Raw genomic sequence first — 25402 nt, forward strand, 5'->3', positions numbered from 1 at the left:
ATCACCCCTCGGGCACGTCGGCCAGCAGCCGTCCGACCCGGGCGGCCGTCTCGCGCAGCCAGATGTGGGCCGCGTCGTGGGTGTGCACCGGGTGCCACCACAGCGCCTCCCGCAGCGGCACCGCCTCGTACGGCGGCTCCACGGTCCGTACGGCGGCCAGCGGGGCCAGCAGCCGGGCCAGGCGGGCCTGGACCAGGGCGATACGGCGGGTGCCGGCCACCAGCAGGGGCAGCAACTGGAAGCTGTCGACGGAGACTTCGGCGTGCGGCTCGATGCCGAGCATGCCGAGCTGGCGTACGGCCGGGGCGTCGTAGGTGCGCAGGTAGGTGACCCAGGGCAGCCGGGAGAGGTCGTCCTCGGTGAGCCGGTCGCCGACGTCCGGGTGGTCCGCGCAGACGAGGAAGACCCAGCGGTCGTCGTAGAGGTCGGTGGCGGGGAAGCCGCTGATGACGCCGTGCGGCATGAGCAGGCCGTCGGTGGCGCTGAGCAGGGTCGCGGTGTCGTCGGTCACGCCGGACGGGGTCTGGGTGAAGCGCAGCCGGATGCCGGGGGCCTCCTCGTGCACGACGCGGGCCAGCGCGGTGCCGAAGACGGCGACGGCGTAGTCGGAGGCGAACAGCCGGAACTCGCGCCTCTCCGCGGCCGGGTCGAAGTCGGCCTGGCTGGCGAAGAGGCGTTCCAGCACGTCGTAGGCGGTGGCGGTGCGGTCCAGGAGGACCTGGCCGAGGGCGGTGAGTTCGTAGTGGCCGCCGACGCGGGCGAGCAGGTCGTCGGAGAAGTGGCGGCGCAGCCGGGCCAGGGCCGCGCTCATGGCGGGCTGGCTGAGTCCGACGCGCTGCCCGGCGCGGGTGACGTTGCGTTCCTCCAGCAGGGCGCGCAGGGCGACGACGAGGTTGAGGTCGAGGCGGGCGAGGTTCACCGGGCGCTCCCTTGCATCCGTTGCTTCCGCTGTTTCCGTCGCTTGCGCTTGCTGTCCCTGCCTCCACGGCTCCGACCAGTGAGAATAGATCACATGGATGGCCGCTATCCACACAATCTATTTCCCTGATCACGGGCGGCGGGTCCAGATTAGTGCCACCGCAATCAGGAGGACATGTCCGTGAAACCTGAACCCTCGTCGCCCTCGGCACCGTCGCCCGCGCTCTTCGCGGGTCCCTTCGCCCTCGGCACGCTGTCGGCCCCGGACGGGCCGGCCTTCCCCGCCCTCGTCACCCCCGATCGCCAGGCGCTCGATCTGCGGGCCGCCCTCGGCGACGACCGGCTGACCACCCGGGAACTGCTGGAGAGTTGGGAGTCCGCGCTGCCGCGGCTGCGGGCGCTGGCCGGTGACGCCGGTCAGGTCCGGCGGCCGCTGGCCGAGTTCCGGGTGCACGCGCCCATCGAGCCGCGCCAGGTGTTCCAGTCCGGGGCGAACTACCGGCAGCACGTCATCGACCTGCACGTCGCGCACCGTGCCCCGGGTGACGACCGGCCCGAGGCGGAGCGGCGTGCGGAGGCCGCCGAGATCATGGACCGGCGGGCGGCGCGCGACCTGCCGTACGTGTTCATCGGCCTGCCGAGCGCGATCACCGGCCCGTACGACGACGTCGTCCTGCCCGCCTGGGCCGAACAGCCCGACTGGGAACTGGAGTTGGCGGCGGTCATCGGCCGGCCGGCCCACCGGGTGTCCGTCGCGGAGGCGCTGGACCACGTCGCCGGGTACACGATCGCCAACGACCTGACCGACCGCGCCACCGTCTTCCGCCGGGACATGCCGCAGATCGGCACCGACTGGCTGCGCAGCAAGAACGCCCCCGGGTTCACCCCGCTCGGCCCGTGGATCGTGCCCGCCGAGTCGGTCACCGACCCCGGCGACCTGCGCCTCGTACTCAAGCTGAACGGCGAGACCATGCAGGACGAGTCCACCGCGGACATGCTCTTCAGCCTGGCGCGCATGGTCTCCTACGCCTCGCAGACCGCCCGGCTCCTCCCCGGCGACCTGGTGCTCACCGGCTCCCCGGCCGGCAACGGCATGCACTGGGGCCGGCTGCTGCGCGACGGCGACGTGATGGACGCCTCCATCACCGGGCTCGGCGCCCAGCGCACCCGGTGCGTCGCCGAGGAGGCGTCGTGACCCCGGACCGCACCGACCCGGAGGGCTCGATCGCCCGGGCGGCGAAGGCGTACTCCAACTGGGGCCGCTGGGGCGCGGACGACGTGCTCGGCACCTTGAACTTCCTCGACGAGGCCAAGCGCCGCGAGGGCGCCGCACTGGTCCGGCGGGGCGTGAGCTTCTCCCTGTCGCAGCGCTTCGACATGGACGGCCCGCAGCAGGGCTGGCGGCGGCGCACCAACCCGGTGCACACCATGCTGGACACCGGCACCGACGCGGCCCTCGGCAACCAGGGGTTCCCGCACGGCCTCGGCGGCGCCGACGACGTGATCGCGATGCCGCTGCAGTGCTCCACGCAGTGGGACGGGCTCGGGCACATCTTCGATCACGGCAAGGCGTGGAACGGGCGGGACGCGGCGCGCACGGTCACCTCGGACGGCGACCTCGTCACCGGCATCGAGCACATGGCCCCGCACGTCGCCGGGCGCGGTGTGCTGCTGGACGTCGGCCGGGTGGTCGGGGCGGACGGGGAGCTGCCCGACGGCTTCGCGATCACCGAGGAGCACCTGACGGCGACCGCCGAGGCGCACGGGGTGAGGGTCGGCCGCGGGGACATCGTCGTCGTCCGCACCGGCCGGCTCACCCGGGCCCGCCGTGCGGGCTGGGGCGAGTACGCGGGCGGTCCGGCACCCGGACTGTCGTTCACCACGGCCGGCTGGCTGCACCGCACCGAGATCGCCGCGATCGCCACCGACACCTGGGGTTTCGAGGTCCGCCCCAACGAGTTCGAGCACGCCTTCCAGCCGCTGCACCAGGTCGCCATCCCCAACATGGGCCTGCTGATCGGGGAGATGTGGGACCCGGACGCGCTCGCCGAGGACTGCGCGGCCGACGGCGAGTACGCCTTCTGGCTCACCGCCGCTCCCCTGCCCGTCACCGGCGCGGTCGGCTCCCCCGTCAACCCGATCGCCGTCAAGTAGCCGGTGCAACGAAGGAGTTCCCCCATGAGCGAAGCCCGCACGGTCCTGGTGATCGGCGGCGGTGCGGCCGGCAACGCCGTGACGGTCCTGCTGCGCCGCGCCGGTGTCACCGTGTCCCTGGTCGAGGCCAGGGACGACTGGAACGCGACCCGCGGCTCCGGCATCACCCTCCAGGGCAACGCCCTGCGCGTCCTGCGCGAACTGGGCGTCTGGGACCAGGTGGAGGCGTCCGGCTTCGGTTTCGGTTCGCTGGGCATCACCACCCCCGACGGCACCGTCCTGCACGTCCAGGACGACCTGCGCACCGGCGGCGACGACCTGCCCGCCACCGTCGGCATGCAACGGCCCCGGCTCCAGCAGATCCTCATCGAGGCGGTGCGCGCCAGTGGCGCGTCGGTCCGCCTGGGCACCACCGCCGAGATCCTGCACCAGGACGCCGACGGCGTCCGCGTCCGCCTGAGCGACGGCTCCGAGCACCGCTACGACCTGGTGGTCGCCGCCGACGGCATGGGCTCCGCGACCCGGGCCGCGATCGGCATCACCGACAAGCCGGAGCCGACCGGCATGGCCATCTGGCGGGTCGCCGTGCCACGTCCGGCGGGCGTGACCCGTACCGACGTCGCCTACGGCGGCCCGGCCTACATCGCCGGCTACTGCCCCACCAGCGAGACGACGATCTACGCGTACGTCGTCGAGGACAACCGCGACCGCGCCGCCATCCCGCCGGACACGTACGCGGACGAGATGCGGCGCCTCACCGGCCACTACGGCGGCCACTGGCCGGAGATCACCGCGCACATCACCGACCCGGCCGGGGTCAACTACACGTGGTTCGACCGGATGCTGGTGGAGGGCTCCTGGCACCGCGGCCGGGTCGTGCTGGCCGGTGACGCCGCGCACTGCTGTCCGCCCACCCTCGCGCAGGGCGCCGCGATGTCCCTGGAGGACGCCTGGGTGCTGGCGCAGCTGCTCACCGCCGCCGACACCTGGGACGACGCGCTGTTCCAGGCCTACTACGAGCGGCGGATCACCCGGGTGCGGGCGGTCGTCGAGGCGTCCGTCCAGATCGGGCGGTGGCAGCTCGACGGGGTGCGCGACGCCGACGTCCCGGGCCTGATGGCCCGCACCATGACCGTGCTCCGGGAGCTGCCGTGAACACCGCGGAAACGTACGGGCCGGCGCCCACCGTCGACGTGCACGCGCACGTCCTGCTGCCCGAGGTGGAGGCCCTGGTCGACGGCGCCCCGGGGCTCGCCGAGGCACGCGCGCTGGACGCCCGCCGCAACGGGCCCGCCGCCCTCGCCGTCAGCGGCCCGATGGTCCGCGACCGCCTCCCGAGGCTGACCGACGTGACCGTGCGGCTCGCGGCGATGGACGCCCAGGGCGTCGACGTCCAACTGGTCAGCCCCTCCCCCTCGCACTACCACTACTGGGCCGACGAGGAACTCGCCGGCAAGGTGTTCCGGCTGGCCAACGAGGCGACGGCAGCGCACTGTTCGGCCGCGCCCGGCCGGCTGCGCGGGCTGGGACTCGCCCCGCTCCAGCATCCGGCGCTCGCGGTCCGGGCCCTCGACCACGCCCTGGAGCAGGGCCTCGCCGGGGTGGAGATCTCCAGCCACGCCCCCGGCCGGGAGCTGTCCGACCCCGCCTACGAGCCCTTCTGGTCCCGGGCCGAGGAGACCGGCGCGCTGGTCTTCCTGCACCCCTTCGGCTGCACCCTCGACGAACGCCTCGACCAGTGGTACCTGTCCAACACCGTCGGACAGCCGGTCGAGAACGCCGTCGCCCTCTCCCACCTGATCTTCTCCGGGGTCCTCGACCGCCACCCGGACCTGACGCTGATCGCCGCGCACGGCGGCGGCTATCTGCCCACCCACATCGGCCGCTCCGACCACGCCTGGTCGGCCCGCTCCGACGCGGGCGCCGGCTGCGCCCGCCTGCCCAGCAGCTACCTGAAACGGCTCTACTTCGACTCCCTCGTCCACGACCCGCACGTCCTGCGGGAGCTGGTGCGGGCCGCCGGGGCCGACCGGGTGCTGCTCGGCTCGGACTTCCCGTTCGACATGGGCACCGAGGACCCCCTCGGCGCACTGCGCGCCGCGCGGCTGTCCGAGGCCGACTTCGACGCCGTACGCGGCGGGAACGCCACCGCTCTCCTCCGGAAGGGATGACACACCATGCGTCTGCTCACCCACCTGCGCCACGTCGACCTCGCGGTGCCCGACTACGACAAGCAGCTCGACTTCTACGCCGGCGTCTGGGGTCTGACCAAGGTCGCCGAGGACTCCGGCCTCTCCTTCCTGGCGGCCGAGGGCTCCCCCGAGCAGTACGTCGTCCGGCTGCGCAAGGCCGAGGAGAAGCGCCTCGACCTGGTCTCCTACGGGGCCGCTTCGGCCGCCGACGTGGACACGCTCGCCGAACGGCTCCTCGCGGGCGGCGTCCAGCTGATCACCCGGCCGGGCACGGTGGACACCCCCGGCGGCGGTTACGGCTTCCGGTTCTTCGACGTCGACGGCCGCACCATCGAGGTCCTGGCCGACGTCGAGGTCCGGCAGCACCGCAAGATCGAGGAGAAGGAGGCGATCCCGGTCAAGCTCTCCCACGTCGTCCTCAACTCCCCCGACCTGAACCGCACCCGCGAGTGGTACGAGCGCCACCTCGGCTTCGCCCTGTCGGACACGCTGTCCTCCCCGCACATGGGCGAGGTCATGCACTTCATGCGGATCAGCAACCAGCACCACTCGATGGCCATCGCCCAGGGCCCGCACACCGCCCTGCACCACGTCTCCTTCGAGATGCGCGGCCTGGACGAGTACATGCGCGGCTCGGGACGGGTGATGCGCGCCGGCTTCCGGAAGATCTGGGGTCCGGGCCGGCACATGGCCGGGGACAACACGTTCACGTACTTCCTCGACCCGCACGGCAACACCGTCGAGTACACCACCGAGCTGGAGATCCTCGACGAGGACACCTGGCACCCGCACGTGTACGACTTCTCCCAGCCCGAGGTCACCGACCAGTGGGGCACGGCCAACCCCATGAACGAACTGGTCGCCAAGGAGTCCTTCAACGACCCCGACCGCGGCGTCTTCGTCGCGCCCCCGGTCTGATCCTCCCCCGCCTACCGGAAAGCAGAGGCGCGCCATGCGTTTCGCCGCCTACGAACACCACCACGAGCGCCGGGTGGCCGTCGTGGAGGAGGACGGCACCCTCTTCCCGCTGCCCGGCGTCACCTCGCTCACCGGCCTGCTCGCCGAGACCGGCGGCCTGCCCGGGCTGCTCGCCGCCGGTGCCGCCGCGCTCGGCGCGCCGCCCGGCCCCCGGGTCTCCGGGGTACGGCTGCTCCCTCCCCTGCGGCCCGCGTCCGTACGGGACTTCGTCACCTTCGAGGAGCACGTCGAGGGCGTACGCCGCTCCGTCGACGGCGTCGCCGGGGTGCCCGAGCAGTGGTACGCGGCGCCGACGTTCTACTTCACCAACCCGCACGCGGTCTACGGCCACCAGGACACCGTTCCGGTGCCGCCGGGCTCGGCCGTGCTCGACTTCGAGCTGGAGGTGGGCGCGGTGATCGGCCGGGAGGGCGCCGACCTCACCCCGGAGCAGGCCCGCGACCACATCGTCGGCTACACCGTGTTCAACGACTGGTCCGCGCGCGACCTCCAGGGCGCGGAGATGAAGGTGGGCCTCGGCCCCTGCAAGGGCAAGGACACCGCCACCACCCTCGGCCCGTACCTCGTCACCGCCGACGAGCTGGAGCCGTACCGGGACGGCGACGGTTTCCTGCGGCTGGCCCTGACCGCCGAGGTCAACGGGGAGAAGGTCGGTGAGGACCTGCTGTCCAACATGAGCTGGACCTTCGAGGAGATGACCGCCTACGCCTCGCGCGGCACCCGGGTCGTCCCGGGTGACGTCCTCGGCTCGGGCACCTGCGGCAACGGCGGCTGCCTCGCCGAACTGTGGGGACGGCGGGGCGAGCGGACCCCGCCGCCGCTGCGGCCAGGCGACACCGTCACGCTCACCGTCGAGGGCCTCGGCACCCTGGCCAACACCGTCGTACCCGGCCCGGAGCCCGTCCCGCTGCCGGCCGGACGGCGGCGTGGCCGGGAGCGGCCGTGAGGAGGCTGGAGGGCAAGGTCGTCGTGGTCACGGGTGCCGCCCGTGGCCAGGGCGCCGCCGAGGTGGCGGCCCTCGCCCGGGAGGGCGCCCGGGTCATCGCGACCGACGTGTCACCGGCGGGCGGCTGCCGCCGCCTCGACGTCAGCAGCGACCGTGAGTGGTCCCTGCTGGCAGCCGAGTTGGCGGAGACGTACGGGCAGGTGCACGGCCTGGTGAACAACGCGGGCGTCACCTGGCGGGCCCGGGTCGGTGACGTACGGGCCGAGGACTTCGAGCGGGTCCACTCGGTCAACGTCACCGGTCCGCTGCTCGGCATCCAGCGGCTGAGCCCGCTGATGCCGCCCGGCTCCTCGATCGTCAACGTCGGCTCCTCCGCCGCGCTCACCGCGCACTACCCGGTCGCCTACACGGCGAGCAAGTGGGGTCTGCGGGGCCTGTCGAAGGCGGCGGCGCTGGAGCTGGGCCCGCGCGGCATCCGGGTGAACACGGTCCACCCCGGTCACATCGAGACCGAGATGACCGCCTCCGCCGCTCCGGCGTTCCGCGCGGCCAACGTCCGCGAGACCCCGCTGGGCCGCACGGGCACGGTCGACGAGGTGGCGCCGCTGGTGGTGTTCCTGCTGTCGGACGAGTCGTCGTTCATCACCGGCGCGGAGATCCCGGTGGACGGCGGGCTGACCGCGCACGGCGGCGTCAAGTCGGTCTCCGACGCGCTGCGCCCGCAGCCGCCGCCCGGTCCCGGCGCACCGTAGTGTACGTTCGTACGCTCTACGGGTAGGGTCGCGGCCATGACAGTCGACACACCGGTCCGGCCCTCCGCGGCGGAGCGGCGGGCCCGTATCGCCGTCGCCCTGCTGTTCCTCACCAACGGCGCCGTGTTCGCCAACCTGCTGCCGCGCTACCCGGAGATCAAGGCCGGTCTCGGGATGAGCAACGCCGTCTACGGGCTGGCCGTCGCCGCGTTCCCGGCCGGCGCCATCGTGGCGGGACCGGCGGCCGGCGCGCTCGTGCGCAGGTTCGGATCGGCGCGGGTCGCCGTCGGCTGCACCCTGCTGACCGCCCTCGGCGCCCTCGCCGCGGGTACCGCCGGCTCGGTGCCGGTGTTCGCGGCGGCCCTGTTCCTGGCGGGGGCGATGGACGCGGTCACCGACGTCGCGCAGAACGCGCACGGCCTGCGCGTACAGCGCCGCTACGGACGTTCCGTCATCAACTCCTTCCACGCGAGCTGGTCCGTCGGCGCGGTCACCGGAGGCGCCATGGCCGCCGGGGCCATCGCCCTGGACCTGACGCGCGGACAGCATCTGACGGTCTCGGCGGTCGTCTTCGGCGCCGTCGCCTGCCTCGCCCTGCGGCACTGCCTGCCCGGACCCGACACCGGACCGGAGGCCGACGGCCCCGAGAACCGGCAGCCACGGCACCCGGGCACCGCCCGCCGTACCGCCTACGTGCTGACCGCCCTCGTCCTGATCGCCACCGCCGGCACCCTCGTCGAGGACGCCGGGAACTCCTGGGCCGCCCTCTACCTCTCCGGCTCCCTGCACTCGTCGGCGGCGCTCGCGGCCACCGGCTACATCGCCCTGGTGGGCGCCCAGTTCGTCGGCCGCGTCATCGGCGACCGGCTCGTCGACCGCTTCGGGCAGCGCGCCGTGGCCCGGGCCGGCGGCCTGATCACCGCGGCCGGCATGGGCCTGGCCCTGGCGGTGCCCACCCTCCCCGGCACCATCGCCGGCTTCGCCGCCGCCGGGTTCGGCGTCGCCACCCTCGTACCCGCCGCGATGCACGAGGCCGACGCGCTGCCCGGCCTCAGACCCGGCTCGGGGCTGACGATCGTCTCCTGGCTCATGCGCCTGGGCTTCCTGCTCTCCCCTCCCGTCGTCGGCCTCGTCGCCGACGCCGCCGGCCTGCGGCTGGGCCTGCTGGTGGTACCGCTGGCCGGGGTCCTCGTGGTGCTGTTCGCCGGGGTGCTGCGGTCACGCGAGCGCTGAGCGCACTCCGGTACGCCCGTGCTGGAAGGTACGTTCGTACGCTCTCGCGGTGTACGCTCGCACCCATGGCGACGACGGACCACTTCGCGGGGGACCCGCGCACCAACCTGGAACGCATGCGGGCGGGCGACCTCTACATCGCCGACGACCCGGAGATCGCCCGCCGCCAGCAGCGGGCCGTACACCTGGCCGCCCGCTACCAGGCCGCCTACGCCGAGGACGCCGACGCGGCCCGTCCGCTCCTCGCCGAACTGCTCGGCGCGCTCGGCGAGGAGGCACACGTACGGCCGCCCCTGTACGTCGACTACGGCAGCAACATCACGATCGGTGCCCGTACCTTCGTCAACTACCACCTCACCGCCCTGGACGTCGCCGCCGTCACCATCGGCGCGGACTGCCAGATCGGGCCGAACGTCCAGTTGCTCACCCCGACCCACCCGCTGGAGCCGGGGCCCCGCCGCGACAAGCTGGAGGCCGCCCGGCCGATCACCATCGGCGACAACGTGTGGCTCGGCGGCGGCGCGATCGTACTGCCCGGCGTGACCATCGGGGACAACTCCGTCATCGGCGCCGGCGCCGTCGTCACCAAGGACGTCCCCGCGGACGTCGTCGCCGTCGGCAATCCCGCCCGCGTGGTACGGAGTCTGTGAGTCTGTCGCCATGGCCACCGGACACACCGACCCCCAGCGCCGCGAACGCATCCTCGCCGCGACCCTCGACCTCATCGCCGACGAGGGGGTCGCCGGCGTCTCCCACCGGAAGATCGCCGCACGCGCCGGCGTGCCCCTGGGGTCGATGACCTACCACTTCGACGGCATGGACCGCCTGCTGAGTGAGGCGTTCCGCCGCTTCACCGACCACATCGTCGAACTCTTCGACGCCCATCTCGGCGCCCCGGCCGACCGCGACCAGGCCAGGGCGGCGGTGACCGACCTGATCCACGTCCTGTCGGAGGGCAGCCAACGCGACCTCGTCCTCACCCAGGAGCTGTACACCCTCGCCGCCCGGCGCCTCGCCTACCGGGAACTCACCCACACGTGGATGGCCCGCAGCCGCGTCCACCTGGAGAAGCACTTCGACCCGGACACCGCCCGGCAACTGGACGCGCTCATCGAGGGCCTGACCCTCCACCGCGCGCTCGCCCAGCACCCCCACGACCGGGCCCTGACCCTGGAAGCCGTCACCCGTATCACCACGCCCGGCGCACCGGGTACACCGGGTTCACCGGGCGCCGCCCCCGCCACCCCCGGCGGCCGGGCCACCTGACCGCCCGTGCGGCACGGACCTGACCGCTGTGCCGCACGGGCCCGCACCGTCCCGTTACAGCGTCTCCGGGTCGCCCCACGGTGGGGGAACGGTCAGGGGCCGGTCCCGGACGGCTCCGGGACCGGCCCCTGGGGCCCGTCGGCTACGCCTCCCTCATGGCCGCGACCAGGCCGGCGGGGCGCATGTCGGTCCAGTTCTTCTCGATGTGCTCCAGGCATTCCTGGCGGCCGGCCGGGCCGTGCGCCGTGCTCCAGCCCTGCGGGACGTCGATCGACACCGGCCACAGCGAGTACTGGTTCTCGTCGTTGACAAGGGCCAGGTACTGGGCGTTCTCGTCCTCGAAGGGGTTGCTCACGTTGCTCATCTTCCGCTCCTCATCATCGATGTTCATCCGAGTTCGGCGAGGCGGGCGGCCAGGACCGGACCGATGGCGGCCAGGGACTCGGGCCGGGTCATGTCCTCGTGGCCGCAGTGGACGAGGTGCTCCTCGACGCTTCCCGCCACGTGCGGATGCCACAGCCGCGCCGTCAGGCCGTGGCCTTCCGGCTTCCGGGTGGCACGGAAGAGCAGCAGCGTTCCGTGGAAGACGCCGGGGGTGAAGTGCGCGGCCGCCCTGGTGTTGCGTTCGTAGGCCCGTGTCAGGCGCTCCGCGAGGCCGGCCGGCCACTCGGCGTCCGAGGAGCCCGCCATCTCCCTGCGCACCGCCTGGCCGGGCGATCCCGACGGCAGTTCCCCGACGTCGTGAAGCGGGTAGGCGTCCAGGACGGCGAGCAGGCCGACCCGCTTGCCCCGGCGCTCCAGCCGCACGGCGATCTCATGGGCGATCAGGCCCCCGACCGACCAGCCGACGAGGTGGTACGGACCGTCGGGGCACACCTCCAGCATCCTGGCGAGGTGGTCCTCCGCCATCTCACCGATGCTGTCCGGACCGTGGGCCGGAGGGTCGGCGACGGCCCGCGATTGCAGACCGAGGACCGGACGGTCGGCCGGGATGTGCGCCGTGAGTCCGGAGAACGACCAGGCCAGGCCGCCCGCCGGATGCACGCAGAACAGCGGCGGCAGGCCGCCGCCCGACCGGAGGGGATGCAGCGCCTCGAAGTCTCCACCGGCACCGCGCACCTGGTCGGTCGTCGCGGCGAGCCGGGCCGGCGTGGGCGCCTCGAACAGCTGCCGCAGGCCCACCTCGACGCCGAGGACCGAACGCAGCCGGCTGAGCAGCTTGGCCGCGAGCAGGGAATGGCCGCCGAGTTCGAAGAAGTCGTCCTCGACCGAGACCTCCGGCACCCCCAGCACCTCGGCGAACACCCCGCACAGCGCCTTCTCCCGCTCGTCCCGCGGCTCGCGCCCGCCGGCCGTGCCGAGGTCGGGCGCCGGCAGGGCCGTGCGGTCGAGTTTGCCGTTCGGGGACAGCGGAAGGGCCTCCAGGACGACGATCGCGGTGGGCACGAGATAGGCCGGCAGCGTCGAGGCGAGCTGCCGCCTCAGCGCCGACGGGTCGGGAACGGCGCCGGGCTCGGGCACCACGTAGGCCAGCAGCCGGTCGTCCCGGACGACGGCGGCCGCCTGGGCGACGCCGGGCAGCGCGGCCAGTTCGGCCTCCACGTGGCCGGGCTCGACCCGGAACCCCCGCACCTTGACCTGGTCGTCGGACCGCCCGAGGAAGTGCAGCCGGCCGTCGCCGTCATGGCGTACGAGGTCTCCGGTGCGGTACATCCGCGTCCCCGCCGTGCCGTACGGGTCGGCGACGAACCGCGACGCGGTCAGGGCCGGCCGGCCCAGGTAACCGCGGGCGAGTGCCGGGCCGCTGACGTACAGCTCCCCCGGAACACCGGTCGGGACCGGGCGCAGCGAGGGGTCGAGGACACGCAGCCCCACCCCGTCGACGCCCGTGCCGATCGTGGCAGGCCCGTCCGGGTCCAGCGGCTCGCTCATGGTGGCGCAGACCGTGGTCTCGGTGGGTCCGTACGCGTTGAGCAGGCGGACCCGGCCGGCCAGCCGGCGAACGGCGTCGCGGGGCAGCGCGTCGCCCGCGACGGCCAGGGTGGTCAGGGCCGCCAGGCTGTCGTCGGACATCAGCGGCAGGGCGGCCGGGGGGAGGGTCAGATGGCTGACGGAACGCGCTGCGAGCAGTTGTGCCAGCGGGGCGCCCGGCATCAGTTCCTCCTGCGGGGCCACCACGAGCGCGGCGCCGGCGAGCAGGGCCATGCACAGTTCGGAGAAGGCGGCGTCGAAGCTCGGTGACGCGAACTGCAGGACCCTGCTGCGTTCGTCCACCACGAACCTGGCGATCTGGCTCCCGGCGAGCCCGGCGATGCCCGCGTGCGTCACGACGACGCCGTTGGGGCGGCCCGTCGAGCCGGAGGTGTGGATGACATAGGCCGGGTGACCGGGTGCCAGGGCCGCGAGCCGGTCGCCGGGGGCCAGGTCGGTGCCGGACTCCCGGGCGATCCGGGCGGCCGTCTCCGGGTCACCGAGCAGGTCCGGGTCCACGACCAGGTCCGGCCGGGCGTCGTCGAGCACGAGCCGGACGCGCTCGGCGGGGTATGCCGGATCGACCGGGAGGAAGGCGGCACCGGACTTCAGCACCGCCAGTGTCGCCACGACCTGCTCCACGGACCGTGGCAGGCGCAGCGCCACCAGGCCCTCGGGGCCGGCGCCGGCCGCGACGAGGTACCGGGCCAGCCGGTTCGCACGCCGGTTCAGCTCGGTGTAGCTGATCTCGTCGTCGCCGCAGACCAGCGCGGTACGGTGCGGAGTGCGCCGCACCTGTGCCTCGAACAGGTCGGGGAACACCGCCGGCCGGGGACCGGCCGTCCCGGACCGCAGGGTCTCCAGCAGCGCGTCCTCGCCCGGCAGCAGGATGTCGGCCGAGCTGATCGGCGCCTCGGGCCGGACTGCGACGTGCCGCAGCAGTCCGACGAACCGCTCGGCCATGCCCTCGGCCGTGGAGCGGTCGAACAGGTCGCTGCTGTACCGGAGCACACCGCGCATCCCCCGGGCCCCGGTGGCGTCGCGCTCCTCGACCAGATCGAACTCGAGGTCGAACTTGGCGGCGGGCACCTCGACCTCGTGGGCCTCGGCCCGGATACCGGCCAGTGCGGGGAGCGCCGCCGAGCCGTTGCGCAGCGCGATCATCACCTGGAAGAGCGGGTGACGGGCCGGGGCCCGCTCGGGGTTGAGCGCCTCGACCAGCGTCTCGAAGGGCACGTCCTGGTGGGCGTAGGCGGTCAGCGCCGTCTTGCGCGCCCGCTCGACCAGCTCGCCGAAGCCGGGATCGCCGTGCGCGTCGAGGCGCAGCACCAGCGTGCCGGCGAAGAAGCCCACCAGGTCGTCCAGCGCCTCGTCGGTCCGCCCGGAGACCGGTGTCCCCAGGGGGATGTCGGCACCCGCGCCGAGGCGGACGAGCAACGCCGCGACCGCCGCGTTCATCACCATGAACGTGCTGGCACCGAAGGTGCCCGCCAGCTCCGTGAGCCGCCGGTGCGTCGTGGCGTCCACGTCGAAGCGGACCGCGCCGCCCCGGTGTCTGGGCACCGCCGGCCGGGGGCGGTCCACCGGGAGCGTGAGCTCGGCGGGCAGCCCGGCCAGTTCGTCGCGCCAGAACGCCAGTTGGCGCGTCAGGGGGCTGTTCTCGTCGGTCTCGGTGCCGAGGCGGTCGCGCTGCCAGATCGCGAAGTCGGCGTACTGCACCGGCAACGGCGGGAACGGGGGTTCACCGCCGTTCGTCCTGGCGCGGTAGGCGGTCGACAGATCGCGCAGCAGCACCTCGGTGGACCCGCCGTCCGTCGCGACGTGGTGGAACACGAACAGCAGCACGTGCTCGTCGGGCTCCCGGACGATCAGGGTCACGCGGACCGGGATCTCCCGGGCCAGGTCGAAGCCGCGGGCGGCGAGGGTGGTCAACTCCCGCTCCAGCGTGGCGTCGTCGGCACCGCCGTGGTCCACGACGTCCAGGTCCGGCCAGGTCTCGGCCACGACCTGCCGCGGCTCGCCCTCACTCTCCGGGAAGACGGTCCGCAGGCTCTCGTGCCGCCGGATCACGTCGCGGACCGCGGCCGCGAGCGCCGTACGGTCGAGGGCACCCGACAGCCGGACGGCGACCGGCACGTTGTAGGTGGCGGACGGCCCCTCCAGACGGTTCAGGAACCACAGGCGGCGCTGAGCGAACGACAGCGGGACGGTCCGCGGGCGCGGCATCGGCGCCAGCGGCACGCTCGTGTGGTCCGACTCGCCGATGCGGACGGCCAGTTCCTCGACGGTCGGTGCTTCGAAGACGGTCCGCAGCGGCAGGTCGACGCCGTACCGGGCCCTGATCCGGTTGGTGAGCTTCACCGCCATCAGCGAGTGGCCGCCGATGTCGAAGAAGCTCTCGTCCACGCCGACCGCGCCGGCACCGGCGAGCTCGGCGAAGACCGCGCACAGTTGCTCCTCCAGTGGGGTGCGGGGCTCGCGACGGGAGCGCTCGCCGGACCCGGGGTCCGGTGCGGGCAGCGCCTTGCGGTCGAGTTTGCCGCTGGACGTAAGCGGCAGCGACCCCATGGTCACGATCACGCCCGGCACCATGTGGCCGGGCAGCACCGAGGCCAGGTCGCGGCGCAGCCGCGCGGTGTCCACCGAGGCGTCCGGGGCGGGGACCACGTAACCGACCAGCCGCTGGTCGCCGCCGGCCGTGCCACGCACCGCGGCGGCCGCCTCGGCCACGCCCGGCATGCGGCGCAGCGCGGTCTCGACCTCGCCCGGTTCGACGCGGAACCCGCGGATCTTCACCTGGTCGTCCACGCGCCCCAGGTAGTCGATCTGCCCGTCGGTGGTCCACCGCACCAGATCGGCGGTGCGGTACATGCGGCTCCCCGGCTCGCCGAACGGGTCGGCGACGAAGCGCTCGGCGCTCAGCGCGGGCCGGCCGAGGTAGCCGCGGGCCACGCCGGAGCCGGCGATGTAGAGCTCTCCGGGGACCCCGGCCGGCACCGGCTGCAGACGGTCGTCGAGGACGTACACCCGGGTGTGGGTCAGCGGGCGGCCGATCAGCGGCCGGCCGGCGCCGCCGTCCGCGTACCAGGCGGTCGAGTAGACCGTGGCCTCGGTGGGGCCGTAGATGTTCGCCACGGCGCAGCCCGGGACGGAGCGCCGGATCTGCTCCACGACCTCCTCGGTCAGCGCCTCGCCCGCCAGCACCATTCGGTCCACCGCCAGTACCGGCTCGTCCGTGGCCGGCACCGGTTCCGCCGCGGCCTGCCGCAGCAGCACCGAGACGACCGACGGCACACCGCTCGCCAGGCTTCCGGTGAACGGCCGGTCCGCGACCGCCAGCAGGTCCCGCGCCACCTCGACGCTGCCGCCCGCGGCGAGCGGGGCGAAGATCTCGAAGACCGAGACGTCGAAGCTGAGCGAGGTCGCGGCGAGCACCCGGGCCAGGCCGTCGCGCCCGAAGGCGGCCACCGCCCAGGCGACCAGGGCGGCCATGCTGCGCCGGGAGACCACGACGCCCTTGGGCCGGCCCGTGGAGCCCGACGTGTGGATGACGTAGGCGGCTCGGTCCGGGTGCTGCCCGGCGTCGCCGAGGCGGTCCGGGGAGAGGGCGTCGACCGTGCCGCGTTCCTCGGGGTCGTCCAGTACGAGCCTGGTCACGCCGGGGGCCTCCGGCAGGAGTGCGGCGACGTCGGACGTCGTCACGAGCAGGACCGGTGACACGTCCGCGAGCACGTACGCGTTGCGCGCCGCCGGGTAGCCCGGGTCGACGGGCAGGTAGGCCGCTCCGGACTTCAGCACCGCGAGCAGCACGGCGATCGTCTCCGCGGAGCGAGGCACGGCGACCGCCACGAACCGCTCCGGTCCCGCGCCGAGGCGCACGAGCCTGCGTGCCAGCCGGTTCGCCTCGGCGTCCAGCCGGGCGTAACTCCACTCGGCTCCCTGGCACACCACCGCCACGGCCTCGGGCCGCTCGGCGACGCGGGCCTCGAACAGGGCGACCGGGTCCCCGCCGGGAGCGGTGGCGGGGCCGGCCGACGGGGCCGGCAGGGCGTTCCCGTGGTGCAGGAGCCTCTCCCGCTCCCCCGGTTCCAGGATGTCGACGGCCCCGATGCGGACCTGCTGGTCCCGTGCCACGGCCGCCAGGAAACGCACCAGCCGGCCGGTCAGGCGCCCGACGCTCTCCGGGTCGAACAGATGGGTGCGGAAGACCACCCTGCCCCGCATCCCGTCGGGCGCCCTGTCCGGCGTCAGCCGTTCGCGCAGCTCGATGTCGAGGTCGAACTTGGCCCGGTCCGGGCGGACCTCGAGGGCCTCGGCGACCAGGCCGGGCAGCGCGAGGTCCGGCTCGACGTTGTTCTGCAGGGTGAGCATCACCTGGAACAGCGGGTGACGCCCCATCGACCGCGGCGGGTTCAACACCTCCACGAGCCGCTCGAACGGCACGTCCTGGTTCGCGTAAGCGGCCAGGCTGTTGCGACGGACCCGCTCCAGGAGGTCGGCGAAGGCCGGGTCCCCGCCGGTGTCGACGCGGTGGACCAGGGTGTTGACGAAGAAGCCGACCAGGTCGTTCAGGGCCGCGTCGCCGCGCCCGGCGATCGGGCCGCCGAGGGGGATGTCGGTTCCGGCACCGAGCCGGGTCAGCACCGCGGCCAGTGCGGCCTGGACCACCATGTAGAGGCTGACGTTGTGGCGGCCCGCGAGTTCCCTGAGTCCGGCGTGCAGTTCCCGGGGGACGGTGAACGTGGTCACCGCGCCGGCGTGGCCGGCGGCCGCCGACCGGGGGCGGTCCGCCGGAAGCGCCAGTTCGGTGGGCAGCCCGGCCAGCGTCTCGGCCCAGTAGGCGGTCTGCCGGGCGAGCTCGCCGGCCGGGTCGTCGTCGGCGCCCAGCAGCGACCGCTGCCAGAGGGTGTAGTCGGCGTACTGCACCGGCAGCGGGGTGAAGTCCGGGGCGCGTCCGGCGAGCCGCGCCGTGTACGCGGTGACCAGGTCGCGGGCCAGCGGAGCCATCGACCAGCCGTCCGCCGCGATGTGGTGCACCACGACGAGCAGTACGTGCTCGTCCGCACCGGTCTCGAACAGGGTGGCCCGGATCGGCACCTGGTGTGCGAGGTCGAAGTCCTCGGCGGCGGCCTCGGCGAGCACCCGGGCGAGATCGGTTCCGGCGGCCCGCGCCGGCGGCAGTTCGACGGCCACGTCGTCCAGGACGACCTGGCACGGTTCTCCGTCGCTGTCGTGGAAGACGGTGCGCAGGCTCTCGTGCCGTGCGACGACGTCCTGGAGCGCGGCCTCGAGAGCGGGCCGGTCCAGCGATCCGGTCAGGCGCAGCGCCATCGGGATGTTGTAGACGCCGGTCGGTCCTTCGAGGCGGTGCAGGAACCACAGACGGCGCTGCGCCGGGGACAGCGGGACGACCGCGGGGCGTTCGGCCGCCGTCAGCAGCGGCCGGCCGGCCCGCTCCGCGGACGCGATCACGCGGGCCAGGTCACTGACGCGGGGCGTCTCGAAGACAGCCCGTACCGAGAGTTCGGCGCCGAAGACCGAACGGACCGAGTTGACCAGGCGGATGGCGAGCAGCGAGTGGCCGCCGAGGGCGAAGAAGTCGTCGTCGGCACCGACCCGCGGCAGCCCGAGGACCTGCCCGAACAGCGTGCACAGCTGTTCCTCGTACGCGTCGCCCGGAGCCCGGCCCGAGGCCTCGCCGGCGAAGTCCGGCGTGGGCAGCGCGGCCCGGTCGAGCTTGCCGTTCGCGGTGACCGGGAGGGCGTCCAGGACCACGAACATGGACGGCACCATGTAGTCGGGGAGCCGCCCGGAGAGGTGGCCGCGGAGCAGCAGGCCGAGTCCGCCGGACTCGCGGAACGTCACCGGGCTGTTGATCAGCGGGCCGGTCCGGGTCCTCGAAGGGGTCTGGGGCGGCCGGGTCGGGACCGGCATGTCGTCGGGGAACGTCCCGGTGTCCAGCAGGAGATGGTCGAGCGCGCCGTGGTCGGCGTCCGTCGCGGACCAGGTGGTGACCGTACGGTAGCCGTGTCCGGCGGCGAACCTCTCGACCTCGGCGGGGTCGACGCCCGTCGGCCGCGCGAGTGCCGCGCGGACATCGTCGAGGCTGTCACCGGCACACAGCACACGTGCGGCGGCGGCCTCGTGGGCGACCCTGCGGTTCGGCACCCCGACCAGGCGCAGCGCGGTGGGCCGTTCGCGCTCCAGCAGGGCGGCGGTCCCTTCGAGACCGCCCGCCTCGGTCCATGGCACCAGGCGGGCGTCGACCGGCGTGACGGTCCTCTTGTGCAGCACGACGTCGTAGCGGTACCGGCTCAGCTCGTTGTGGAACTCCGCGCGCTTGACGCGGACGTCCACGCAGCCGACGTCCGGGAAGACGTCGCCGAGGGTGTGGAAGTACTCGGGAGTGACCAGGAGTTCCTTCTCGCGCACCACCCGGCGGTCGACGGCACGCCGCAGTGCCGCGGCGTCGCCGGCCGTCGCGCCCGCGGCCTCCACGGCGGTGTGGAACGGCCTCAGCAGGCCCAGGTGGCGGATGTCGCCGAGGAAGACCGCACCGCCGGGAACGAGCAGTTCCACCACCTGGCGCAGCACCGATTCCAGGTACTCGGCGTTCGGGAAGTACTGGACGACGGAGTTGACGATCACCGTGTCGAAGAACCCCGTGGGCAGGCCGGACATGTCGTCGGCGCCCTGCTGCCGCAGCCGCACCACGTCCGCCAGCTCCGGCCGGGCCGCGACCTCGCGGCGCAGTGTCCCGATCGCCTCGGCGGAGAAGTCGGTGCCCCAGTACGCCTCGCGGCCGGCGGCGAGCTGCGACAGGATCAGACCGCTGCCGACGCCGATCTCCAGCACCCGCCGGGGCGTCAGGGACCTGATGCGCCCGACCGTGGCGGCCTGCCACTCCGTCATCTGCTCCAGGGGGATCGGCTCGCCGTCGTAGCTGCTGTTCCAGCCGGAGAAGTCCTTGCCGAACGCGGCCTGCGGCGCGGCGCCGTACATCGTGTCGTAGATCTGCCGCCACTCGGCGACCTGCGCGCGCTTGCCCTCCTCGAGCCGGTCCTCCTGCGCGGCCCAGTCCGGCACCACGTATCCGACGAGCCGGGTCTGCCCGGTGTGGTCCTCGCGGGCCAGCACCTCGACCTGGGCGACCGCCGGGTGACGGCTCAGTTCGGCGGCCACCTCGCCCGGTTCGACCCGGAAGCCGCGCACCTTGACCTGGTCGTCGGCGCGGCCGGCGAACTCCAGCTGCCGCGCGTGGTTCCAGCGGCCGAGGTCGCCGGTGCGGTACATCCGGGTGCCGGCGGGGCCGTACGGCGAGGCGACGAACCGTTCCGCGGTCAGGCCGGGGCGGGACAGGTAGCCTCGCGCCAGGCCCGTGCCCTCGATGTAGATCTCGCCGACCACTCCCGGCGGGACCGGGCTCAGCCGCTCGTCGAGCACATGGATCCGGGCACCCGCGAGTGCGTGGCCGAGGGGCAGCCGGCTGCCGGCGGTGTACGGCGCGCCGACCTCGAACTGCGCGGCGCACAGGGTGGTCTCGGTCGGTCCGTAGAGCTGCCGGAAGACCACGCCGGGGCAGGCGCGCAGCAGGTTCTCGACGGCGGACGGCGGGACCACGTCGCCGCCGGCCAGGACCTCGGACACCCCGGCCAGGCATTCCGGCGCCTCCTCGGCGACCACCCGGAACAGGCCGGCGGTGAAGTGGACGGAGGTGATCCGCTCGGTTTCGATCAGCCGCGCCAGTTCGTCGGTGCCGAGCCTGCCGCCGGGTGCGAGGACCACACAGCCGCCCTGGGTGAGCGGGACCCACAGTTCGTAGTCGGAGATGTCGAACGCGTGGGGAGCGTGCATCAGCACCCGCTCGTGCCGGCCGCTGTGCCAGCCGGGGTCCTCGACGAGGGCGAGCAGCCCGGAGTGCGGGACCGCGACGCCCTTCGGCGTGCCCGTCGATCCCGAGGTGTACATCACGTAGGCCAGCTGCCCGGGGTCCGTGACGCCGGGCGGCGGGACGGCCGCCGGACCGGCCGGCGGGTCCGACGGCGTGACGAGCAGGACCTGCCGGTCCCCGGCCACGTCGTGGACGTCGCCGGTACCGTCGGCCAGCACCAGGCCGACGCCCGCGTCGTCCAGGATCCACCGGAGCCTCTCCGCCGGATACGCCTCGTGCAGCGGGACGTGGACGCATCCCGCCTTGAGCACGCCGAGGACGGCGACGACGAGTTCCGGCGAGCGTTCCAGGAACACCCCGACCGGGGTCTCGGGCCCCGCCCCGGCAGCGGCGAGACGCTCCGCGACCGCGTCGGACCGCACGTCGAGTTCCTGGTACGTCAGGGCGCGCGGCCCCGCCTTGACGGCGACGGCCCGCGGCCGGGACCGCACCTGGTCGCGGATGAGGTCCAGTACGGTGCGCCGCGGCGGAGCGGGGAAGGCGCCGCGGGCGGCCAGCCACTCGCGTTCGGAGTCCGACAGGACGTCGAGGGCGCCGATCCTGGCCTGCGGGTCGGCGGCGAACGCTTCCAGCACGGCCACGAGCCGGTCCGCGATCTCCGCGACGGTCCCGGTCTCGAACAGGTCGACGGCGAACTCGACCGCTCCCCCGATGCCCAGCGGCCGGCCGTCCTCCCCGAACCGCTCGCGCAGGTTGAACGCGAGGTCGAACTTGGCGGACACCGTGGCGTCCGGCTCGACCGTGGCGTCCAGGCCGGGGAAGTCGAGCGTGGCCGCCGCGTTGTTCTGCAGGGCCAGGAAGACCTGGAAGAGCGGGTGCCGGGCCAGCGAGCGTACCGGGTTGAGCACCTCCACCAGCCGCTCGAAGGGCACGTCCTGGTTAGCGTAGGCGGCCAGGTCCGTCTCCCGGACGCGGGCCAGCAGTTCGGCGACGGTCGGGTCGCCGGAGGTGTCCGTCCGCAGCACGAGGGTGTTGACGAAGAAGCCGATGAGGTCGTCCAGAGCGGCGTCGGTGCGCCCGGCGACCGGTGTGCCCAGCGGGATGTCGCAGCCGCCGCCCAGCCGGGTGATCAGGGAGGCGACGGCGGCCTGGAGGACCATGAACAGGCTGACCCCGTGTTCCCTGGCGAGGTGGAGCAGGCGCCCGTGCAGCTGAGCCGGGACCCGTACCTCGACCGTGCCGGCGGTGGAGCCCAGCACGGCCGGCCGGGTGCGGTCGGCCGGCAGGTCCAGGTCCAGCGGCACACCGGCCAGTGCCCGCTTCCAGAACTCGGTCTGCCGGGCTATGGGGCTGTCGGGGTCGTCCTCCGTCCCGAGCAGGTCCCGCTGCCACAGTGTGTAGTCGCTGTACTGCACGGGCAGCGGACGCCAGTCGGGCGCCCGTCCGTCTACGCGCGCCGCGTACGCCGTCGCGAGGTCACGTGACAGGGGGAGCATCGACCAGCCGTCGCCCGCGATGTGGTGCATGACCAGCAGCAGCAGGTGCTCGGCCGGAGCGGCTTCGAAGACGTGGACCCGGATCGGCAGGTCGGCGGCCAGGTCGAAGCCGCGTCCGGCGATCTCGGCCGCAGCGGTGCGCGACGCCTCCTCGCCGAGGGGGAGGAACTCGACCAGCGGCCGGGCGTCCGCCGCTTCGACGATCCGCTGCGCCGGGATCCCGTCGGCCTCGACGAACAGGGTGCGCAGCGACTCGTGGCGCGACACGAGGTCGTGGACCGCGGTGGTCAGCGCGTCACGGTCGAGGTCGCCGCGGACCCGGATCACCCGGGAGACGTTGTAGGCGGAGGCTCCGGGGTCCATCTCCTGCAGGAACCACATGCGCTGCTGCGCGTAGGACAGCGGGACGGCCGCGGGACGGTCCTGGGCGCGGCGCAGGGCCGTGCGTGCGCGGCCGGCGCCGGCCAGCCGCGCGGCCAGTCCCTCGGGCGTGGCCGTCTCGAAGACGGCACGGATCGGCAGCTCGACGCCGAAGGCCACGCGGACCCGGCCGACCAGGCGGGTGGCCAGCAGGGAGTGCCCGCCGAGGCGGAAGAAGTCGTCGTCGGCGCCGACCCGTTCGAGGCCGAGCAGCTCCGCGAAGACCGCGCACAGGATCTCCTCCTGCGGCGTGCGGGGGGCACGTCCGGTGCGCCCGCCGGCCAGGTCCGGTGCCGGCAGTGCCGCGCGGTCCAGCTTCCCGCTGAAGGTCAGCGGGATCGCGTCCAGGCTCACCACGGCCGTGGGGACCATGTACTCGGGCAGCACCTCGGCCGCCCCGCGCCGGATGCCGGCGGGGTCCGGTGCCGCGCCGGCCGCGGGCACGACGTACCCGACGATGCCGGGTCCGCCCGGCAGGTCGTCGCGCAGCACCGCGACGGCCGCCAGTACCCCGGGCTGGCCGGCCAGGACCGCCTGGATCTCGCCGAGTTCGATCCGGAACCCGCGCAGCTTCACCTGGGCGTCGGCACGTCCGACGTACTGGAGCTGCCCGTCCGGCCGCCAGTACGCCACGTCTCCTGTCCGGTACATCCGCTCTCCGGGCGGGCCGAACGGGTCGGCGACGAAGCGCTCCGAGGTCAGCCCGGCGCGTCCCAGGTAGCCGCGGGCGAGGAGGGGGCCCGACACGTACATCTCGCCGGGGACGCCGACGGGTGCCGGGCGCAGCCATGCGTCGAGGACGTAGATGCCGGTGTTCCAGTACGGCCGGCCGATCGGGACGGGGCCGCCGGGGAGCTCGGTGCCCGCGGGGATCCGGTGTTCCGCGCAGTTGACCGTGACCTCGGTGGGACCGTAGGCGTTGATCAGCTCCACCTCGGGGTGGGCCGAGCGCCACGCGCTGACGGCCTCGCCGTACAGCGCCTCGCCGCCGAGCATGAGGGTGTCCGAGGGCGAGAAGCCGGCCGGGAGTTCGTCGAGGATCGGCAGATGGCTGGGGGTCGCCTTCAGGAAGCGCGGTGGGGAGGGAACTACCTGGGGCTGGGTCCCGGCGAGGTCGAGCACCCCGACGCGGACGCTGCCGCCGCCCACCAGCGGCGGGTAGATCGATGTGACGGTGGCGTCGAAGGAGATCGACGCGTGCAGCAGGGTGCTGCCGGTCGCGCTGGGTCTGCCCGCGGCCGGGTAGGCAGCGCCGGCCCAGGAGGCGTAGGCGGCCAGCGCCGCGTGCGGGACGCCGACGCCCTTGGGGCGTCCGGTCGACCCCGAGGTGTAGATGACGTAGGCCAGCTGCTGCGGTCGCGGCGACGCGGGCGGTGGCGTCGGCTCGTCGGCGGCGAGCCGGCGGGCGGTGCCGGGGTCGTCGAGCAGCAGCACCGGCGGGCAGGACCGCGGCAGCCGGCCGGCGAGGGAGGCGACGGTGACCACGACGGCCGGGCGGGAGTCGTCGAGCAGGTAGGCGATGCGCTCGGTGGGGTAGTCGGCGTCGACCGGGACATAGGCCGCGCCGGACTTCAGGGCTGCCAGCGGTGCCGCGACCAGGTCGGCCGTCCTGGGCAGCATCACCGCCACGAGCCGCTCCGGTCCGGCACCCCGCTCCGCCAGGAGCGCGGCGAGCCGGTCGGTCCGGGCGTCCAGTCGGGCGTATGTCAGCGTCTCGGGGCCGCAGATCACCGCCGCGGCGTCGGGGGTGGCCGCCGCCTGGGCGCGGAAGCGGTCGACGACGCCTTCGAAGGGGACGTCGCGCGGGGCGCCGTTCCACTGGCGCAGCACCAGGTCGCGTTCGGCGGCGTCGGTCAGCTCGGCCCTGGAGAGGGCCAGGTCCGGGCGGAGCGCGAACGTGGTGAGCAGCCGGGTGAACCGGGTCGCGATCGCCTCGGCCGTGGCACGGTCGAACAGGTCCGACCGGAAGTCCAGACGGCAGCGCAGTCCGGCGGGCTCGCCCGCGTCGGTGAACCGCTCATGGATGTGCACCGCCAGATCGAAGCGTGCCACCGGGAGCTGCCGCTGCTCGGCCGTGACCGCCAGGCCCGGCAGCTTCGGCGTCACCGCCGTGTTGTTCTGCACGGCCAGCAGCACCTGGAACAGCGGGTGACGGGACGTCGAACGCCGCGGGTTGATCGCCTCCACCAGCCGCTCGAACGGCACGTCCTGGTGGCTCAGGGCCCCCAGGGCGAACCGGCGGACCCGGCCGACGAGGTCGGCGAAGGCCGGGTCGCCGGAGGTGTCGGCGCGCACCACCAGGGTGTTCACGAAGAACCCGACCAGGTCTTCCAGCGCTTCCTCGGTGCGTCCGGCGACCGGGACACCGATCGGGATGTCGTCTCCGGCGCCGAGCCGGGTCAGCAGAGCGCTGAGGCCCGCGTGGAGCACCATGAACATGCTGGCCCCGCGCTCGCGGGCCAGCGCGGCGAGACCGCGGTGGGTGTCCGCGTCGACGTCGAACGGCACGAAGCCGCCCTCGCGCGCCGACCGGGTACCGCGCGGACGGTCGAACGGCAGCGCCAGTTGGTCCGGCAGGCCGGCCAGCGCGGTCCGCCAGTGGGTGAGCTGCCGGGACAGGCGGCTCGACGGGACGTCCTCGTCGCTGAGGAGATCCCGTTGCCAGAGCGCGTAGTCGGCGTACTGCACCGGCAGCGGCTCCCAGTCAGGCGCCGATCCGTTCCTGCGGGCGGTGTAGGCGGTGGCGATGTCGCGGGCCAGGGGGGCCATCGACCAGCCGTCGCCCGCGATGTGATGGACGACCAGCAGCAGCACGTGCTCGGCGGGGCCGAGTGCGAACAGGGTGGCTCGCAGGGGGATCTCCCGCGCGAGGTCGAACGGCCGCGCCGCGGCCTCGTCGAGGAGCCGTTCCAGTTCCCCGGCGCCGGCCGGCACGACCGGCAGCCCGATGTCCTGCGCCGGTTCCAGGATCACCTGCTCCGGCTCGCCGTCGTGGTCGTGGAAGACCGTGCGCAGCGCCTCGTGCCGCTCGACCAGGTCGGTCAGGGCCGCCCGCAGCGCGGCGCGGTCCAGCTCACCGCTCAGCCGCACCTGGAGCGGGAGGTGGTAGGCGACGCCGCCCTCCCCCATCTGTTCCAGGAACCACAGCCGGCGCTGCGCGAACGAGAGCGGGATCATGCTGTGCT

At 73.8% G+C, this 25402-nt stretch carries 13 protein-coding genes; 10 read left to right on the top strand and 3 right to left on the bottom strand.

From position 1 onward, the window contains the following. Position 1: 1 nt before the first annotated feature. Positions 2-919, bottom strand: a complete 918-nt coding sequence (locus J7I94_RS28095) for a LysR family transcriptional regulator (protein WP_215171352.1) — start codon at positions 917-919, stop codon at positions 2-4. A 174-nt stretch (positions 920-1093) separates the two neighbouring features. Here J7I94_RS28095 and J7I94_RS28100 point away from each other — a divergent pair, with 174 nt between their 5' ends. From J7I94_RS28100 to J7I94_RS28145, 10 genes are all read left to right on the top strand, one after another. Beyond that, on the top strand, positions 1094-2113 hold the full coding sequence (locus J7I94_RS28100) for a fumarylacetoacetate hydrolase family protein (RefSeq protein ID WP_215171354.1): 1020 nt from the start codon (positions 1094-1096) through the stop codon (positions 2111-2113). Continuing rightward, the gene (locus J7I94_RS28105) at positions 2110-3072 is read left to right on the top strand and encodes a cyclase family protein (RefSeq protein WP_215171357.1); all 963 of its coding nucleotides are present in this window, start codon (positions 2110-2112) and stop codon (positions 3070-3072) included. The genes J7I94_RS28100 and J7I94_RS28105 overlap by 4 nt, the downstream gene beginning before the upstream one ends. Before the next feature lie 24 nt (positions 3073-3096). Continuing rightward, positions 3097-4227, top strand: coding sequence for an FAD-dependent oxidoreductase (locus J7I94_RS28110; protein ID WP_215171358.1), 1131 nt, complete (start codon positions 3097-3099; stop codon positions 4225-4227). After that, positions 4224-5243 (top strand): amidohydrolase family protein, encoded by a 1020-nt coding sequence (locus J7I94_RS28115; RefSeq protein WP_215171360.1) that lies wholly within the window; start codon positions 4224-4226, stop codon positions 5241-5243. Before J7I94_RS28110 ends, J7I94_RS28115 begins: the two co-directional genes overlap by 4 nt. 6 nt (positions 5244-5249) lie before the next feature. Continuing rightward, positions 5250-6182: a VOC family protein gene (locus J7I94_RS28120; RefSeq protein WP_215171362.1), complete on the top strand. Its 933-nt coding sequence runs from the start codon at positions 5250-5252 to the stop codon at positions 6180-6182. 34 nt (positions 6183-6216) lie between these two features. Further along, on the top strand, positions 6217-7188 hold the full coding sequence (locus J7I94_RS28125) for a fumarylacetoacetate hydrolase family protein (protein WP_215171364.1): 972 nt from the start codon (positions 6217-6219) through the stop codon (positions 7186-7188). Continuing rightward, the gene (locus J7I94_RS28130; protein ID WP_215171366.1) at positions 7185-7940 is read left to right on the top strand and encodes an SDR family NAD(P)-dependent oxidoreductase; all 756 of its coding nucleotides are present in this window, start codon (positions 7185-7187) and stop codon (positions 7938-7940) included. The genes J7I94_RS28125 and J7I94_RS28130 overlap by 4 nt, the downstream gene beginning before the upstream one ends. A 36-nt stretch (positions 7941-7976) precedes the next feature. Continuing rightward, positions 7977-9173: an MFS transporter gene (locus J7I94_RS28135; protein ID WP_215171368.1), complete on the top strand. Its 1197-nt coding sequence runs from the start codon at positions 7977-7979 to the stop codon at positions 9171-9173. Positions 9174-9238: 65 nt separating this feature from the next. After that, positions 9239-9823 (top strand): sugar O-acetyltransferase, encoded by a 585-nt coding sequence (locus tag J7I94_RS28140; protein ID WP_215171370.1) that lies wholly within the window; start codon positions 9239-9241, stop codon positions 9821-9823. Positions 9824-9833: 10 nt separating this feature from the next. Continuing rightward, positions 9834-10439: a TetR/AcrR family transcriptional regulator gene (locus J7I94_RS28145; RefSeq protein WP_215171372.1), complete on the top strand. Its 606-nt coding sequence runs from the start codon at positions 9834-9836 to the stop codon at positions 10437-10439. Between the two features lie 142 nt (positions 10440-10581). Here J7I94_RS28145 and J7I94_RS28150 read toward each other — a convergent pair whose 3' ends face one another. Both J7I94_RS28150 and J7I94_RS28155 read right to left on the bottom strand, forming a co-directional pair. After that, positions 10582-10794: an MbtH family protein gene (locus J7I94_RS28150; protein ID WP_308114730.1), complete on the bottom strand. Its 213-nt coding sequence runs from the start codon at positions 10792-10794 to the stop codon at positions 10582-10584. A 32-nt stretch (positions 10795-10826) separates the two neighbouring features. Next, entirely contained in the window at positions 10827-25394 is a 14568-nt protein-coding gene (locus J7I94_RS28155) for a non-ribosomal peptide synthetase (protein ID WP_215171376.1), read from the bottom strand. Positions 25395-25402: the final 8 nt, after the last annotated feature.

It is taken from the genome of Streptomyces sp. ISL-12 (assembly GCF_018614415.1).
Taxonomy (GTDB): Bacteria; Actinomycetota; Actinomycetes; order Streptomycetales; family Streptomycetaceae; genus Streptomyces.

What these genes read in the sequence shown, in the direction of transcription:
- J7I94_RS28100 (WP_215171354.1), top strand. Translation starts at nt 1,094, where the DNA reads ATGTCCGTGAAACCTGAACCCTCGTCGCCCTCGGCACCGTCGCCCGCG.
- J7I94_RS28110 (WP_215171358.1), top strand. Translation starts at nt 3,097, where the DNA reads ATGAGCGAAGCCCGCACGGTCCTGGTGATCGGCGGCGGTGCGGCCGGC.
- J7I94_RS28120 (WP_215171362.1), top strand. Translation starts at nt 5,250, where the DNA reads ATGCGTCTGCTCACCCACCTGCGCCACGTCGACCTCGCGGTGCCCGAC.
- J7I94_RS28125 (WP_215171364.1), top strand. Translation starts at nt 6,217, where the DNA reads ATGCGTTTCGCCGCCTACGAACACCACCACGAGCGCCGGGTGGCCGTC.
- J7I94_RS28135 (WP_215171368.1), top strand. Translation starts at nt 7,977, where the DNA reads ATGACAGTCGACACACCGGTCCGGCCCTCCGCGGCGGAGCGGCGGGCC.
- J7I94_RS28140 (WP_215171370.1), top strand. Translation starts at nt 9,239, where the DNA reads ATGGCGACGACGGACCACTTCGCGGGGGACCCGCGCACCAACCTGGAA.
- J7I94_RS28145 (WP_215171372.1), top strand. Translation starts at nt 9,834, where the DNA reads ATGGCCACCGGACACACCGACCCCCAGCGCCGCGAACGCATCCTCGCC.
- J7I94_RS28155 (WP_215171376.1), bottom strand. Translation starts at nt 25,394, where the DNA reads ATGATCCCGCTCTCGTTCGCGCAGCGCCGGCTGTGGTTCCTGGAACAG.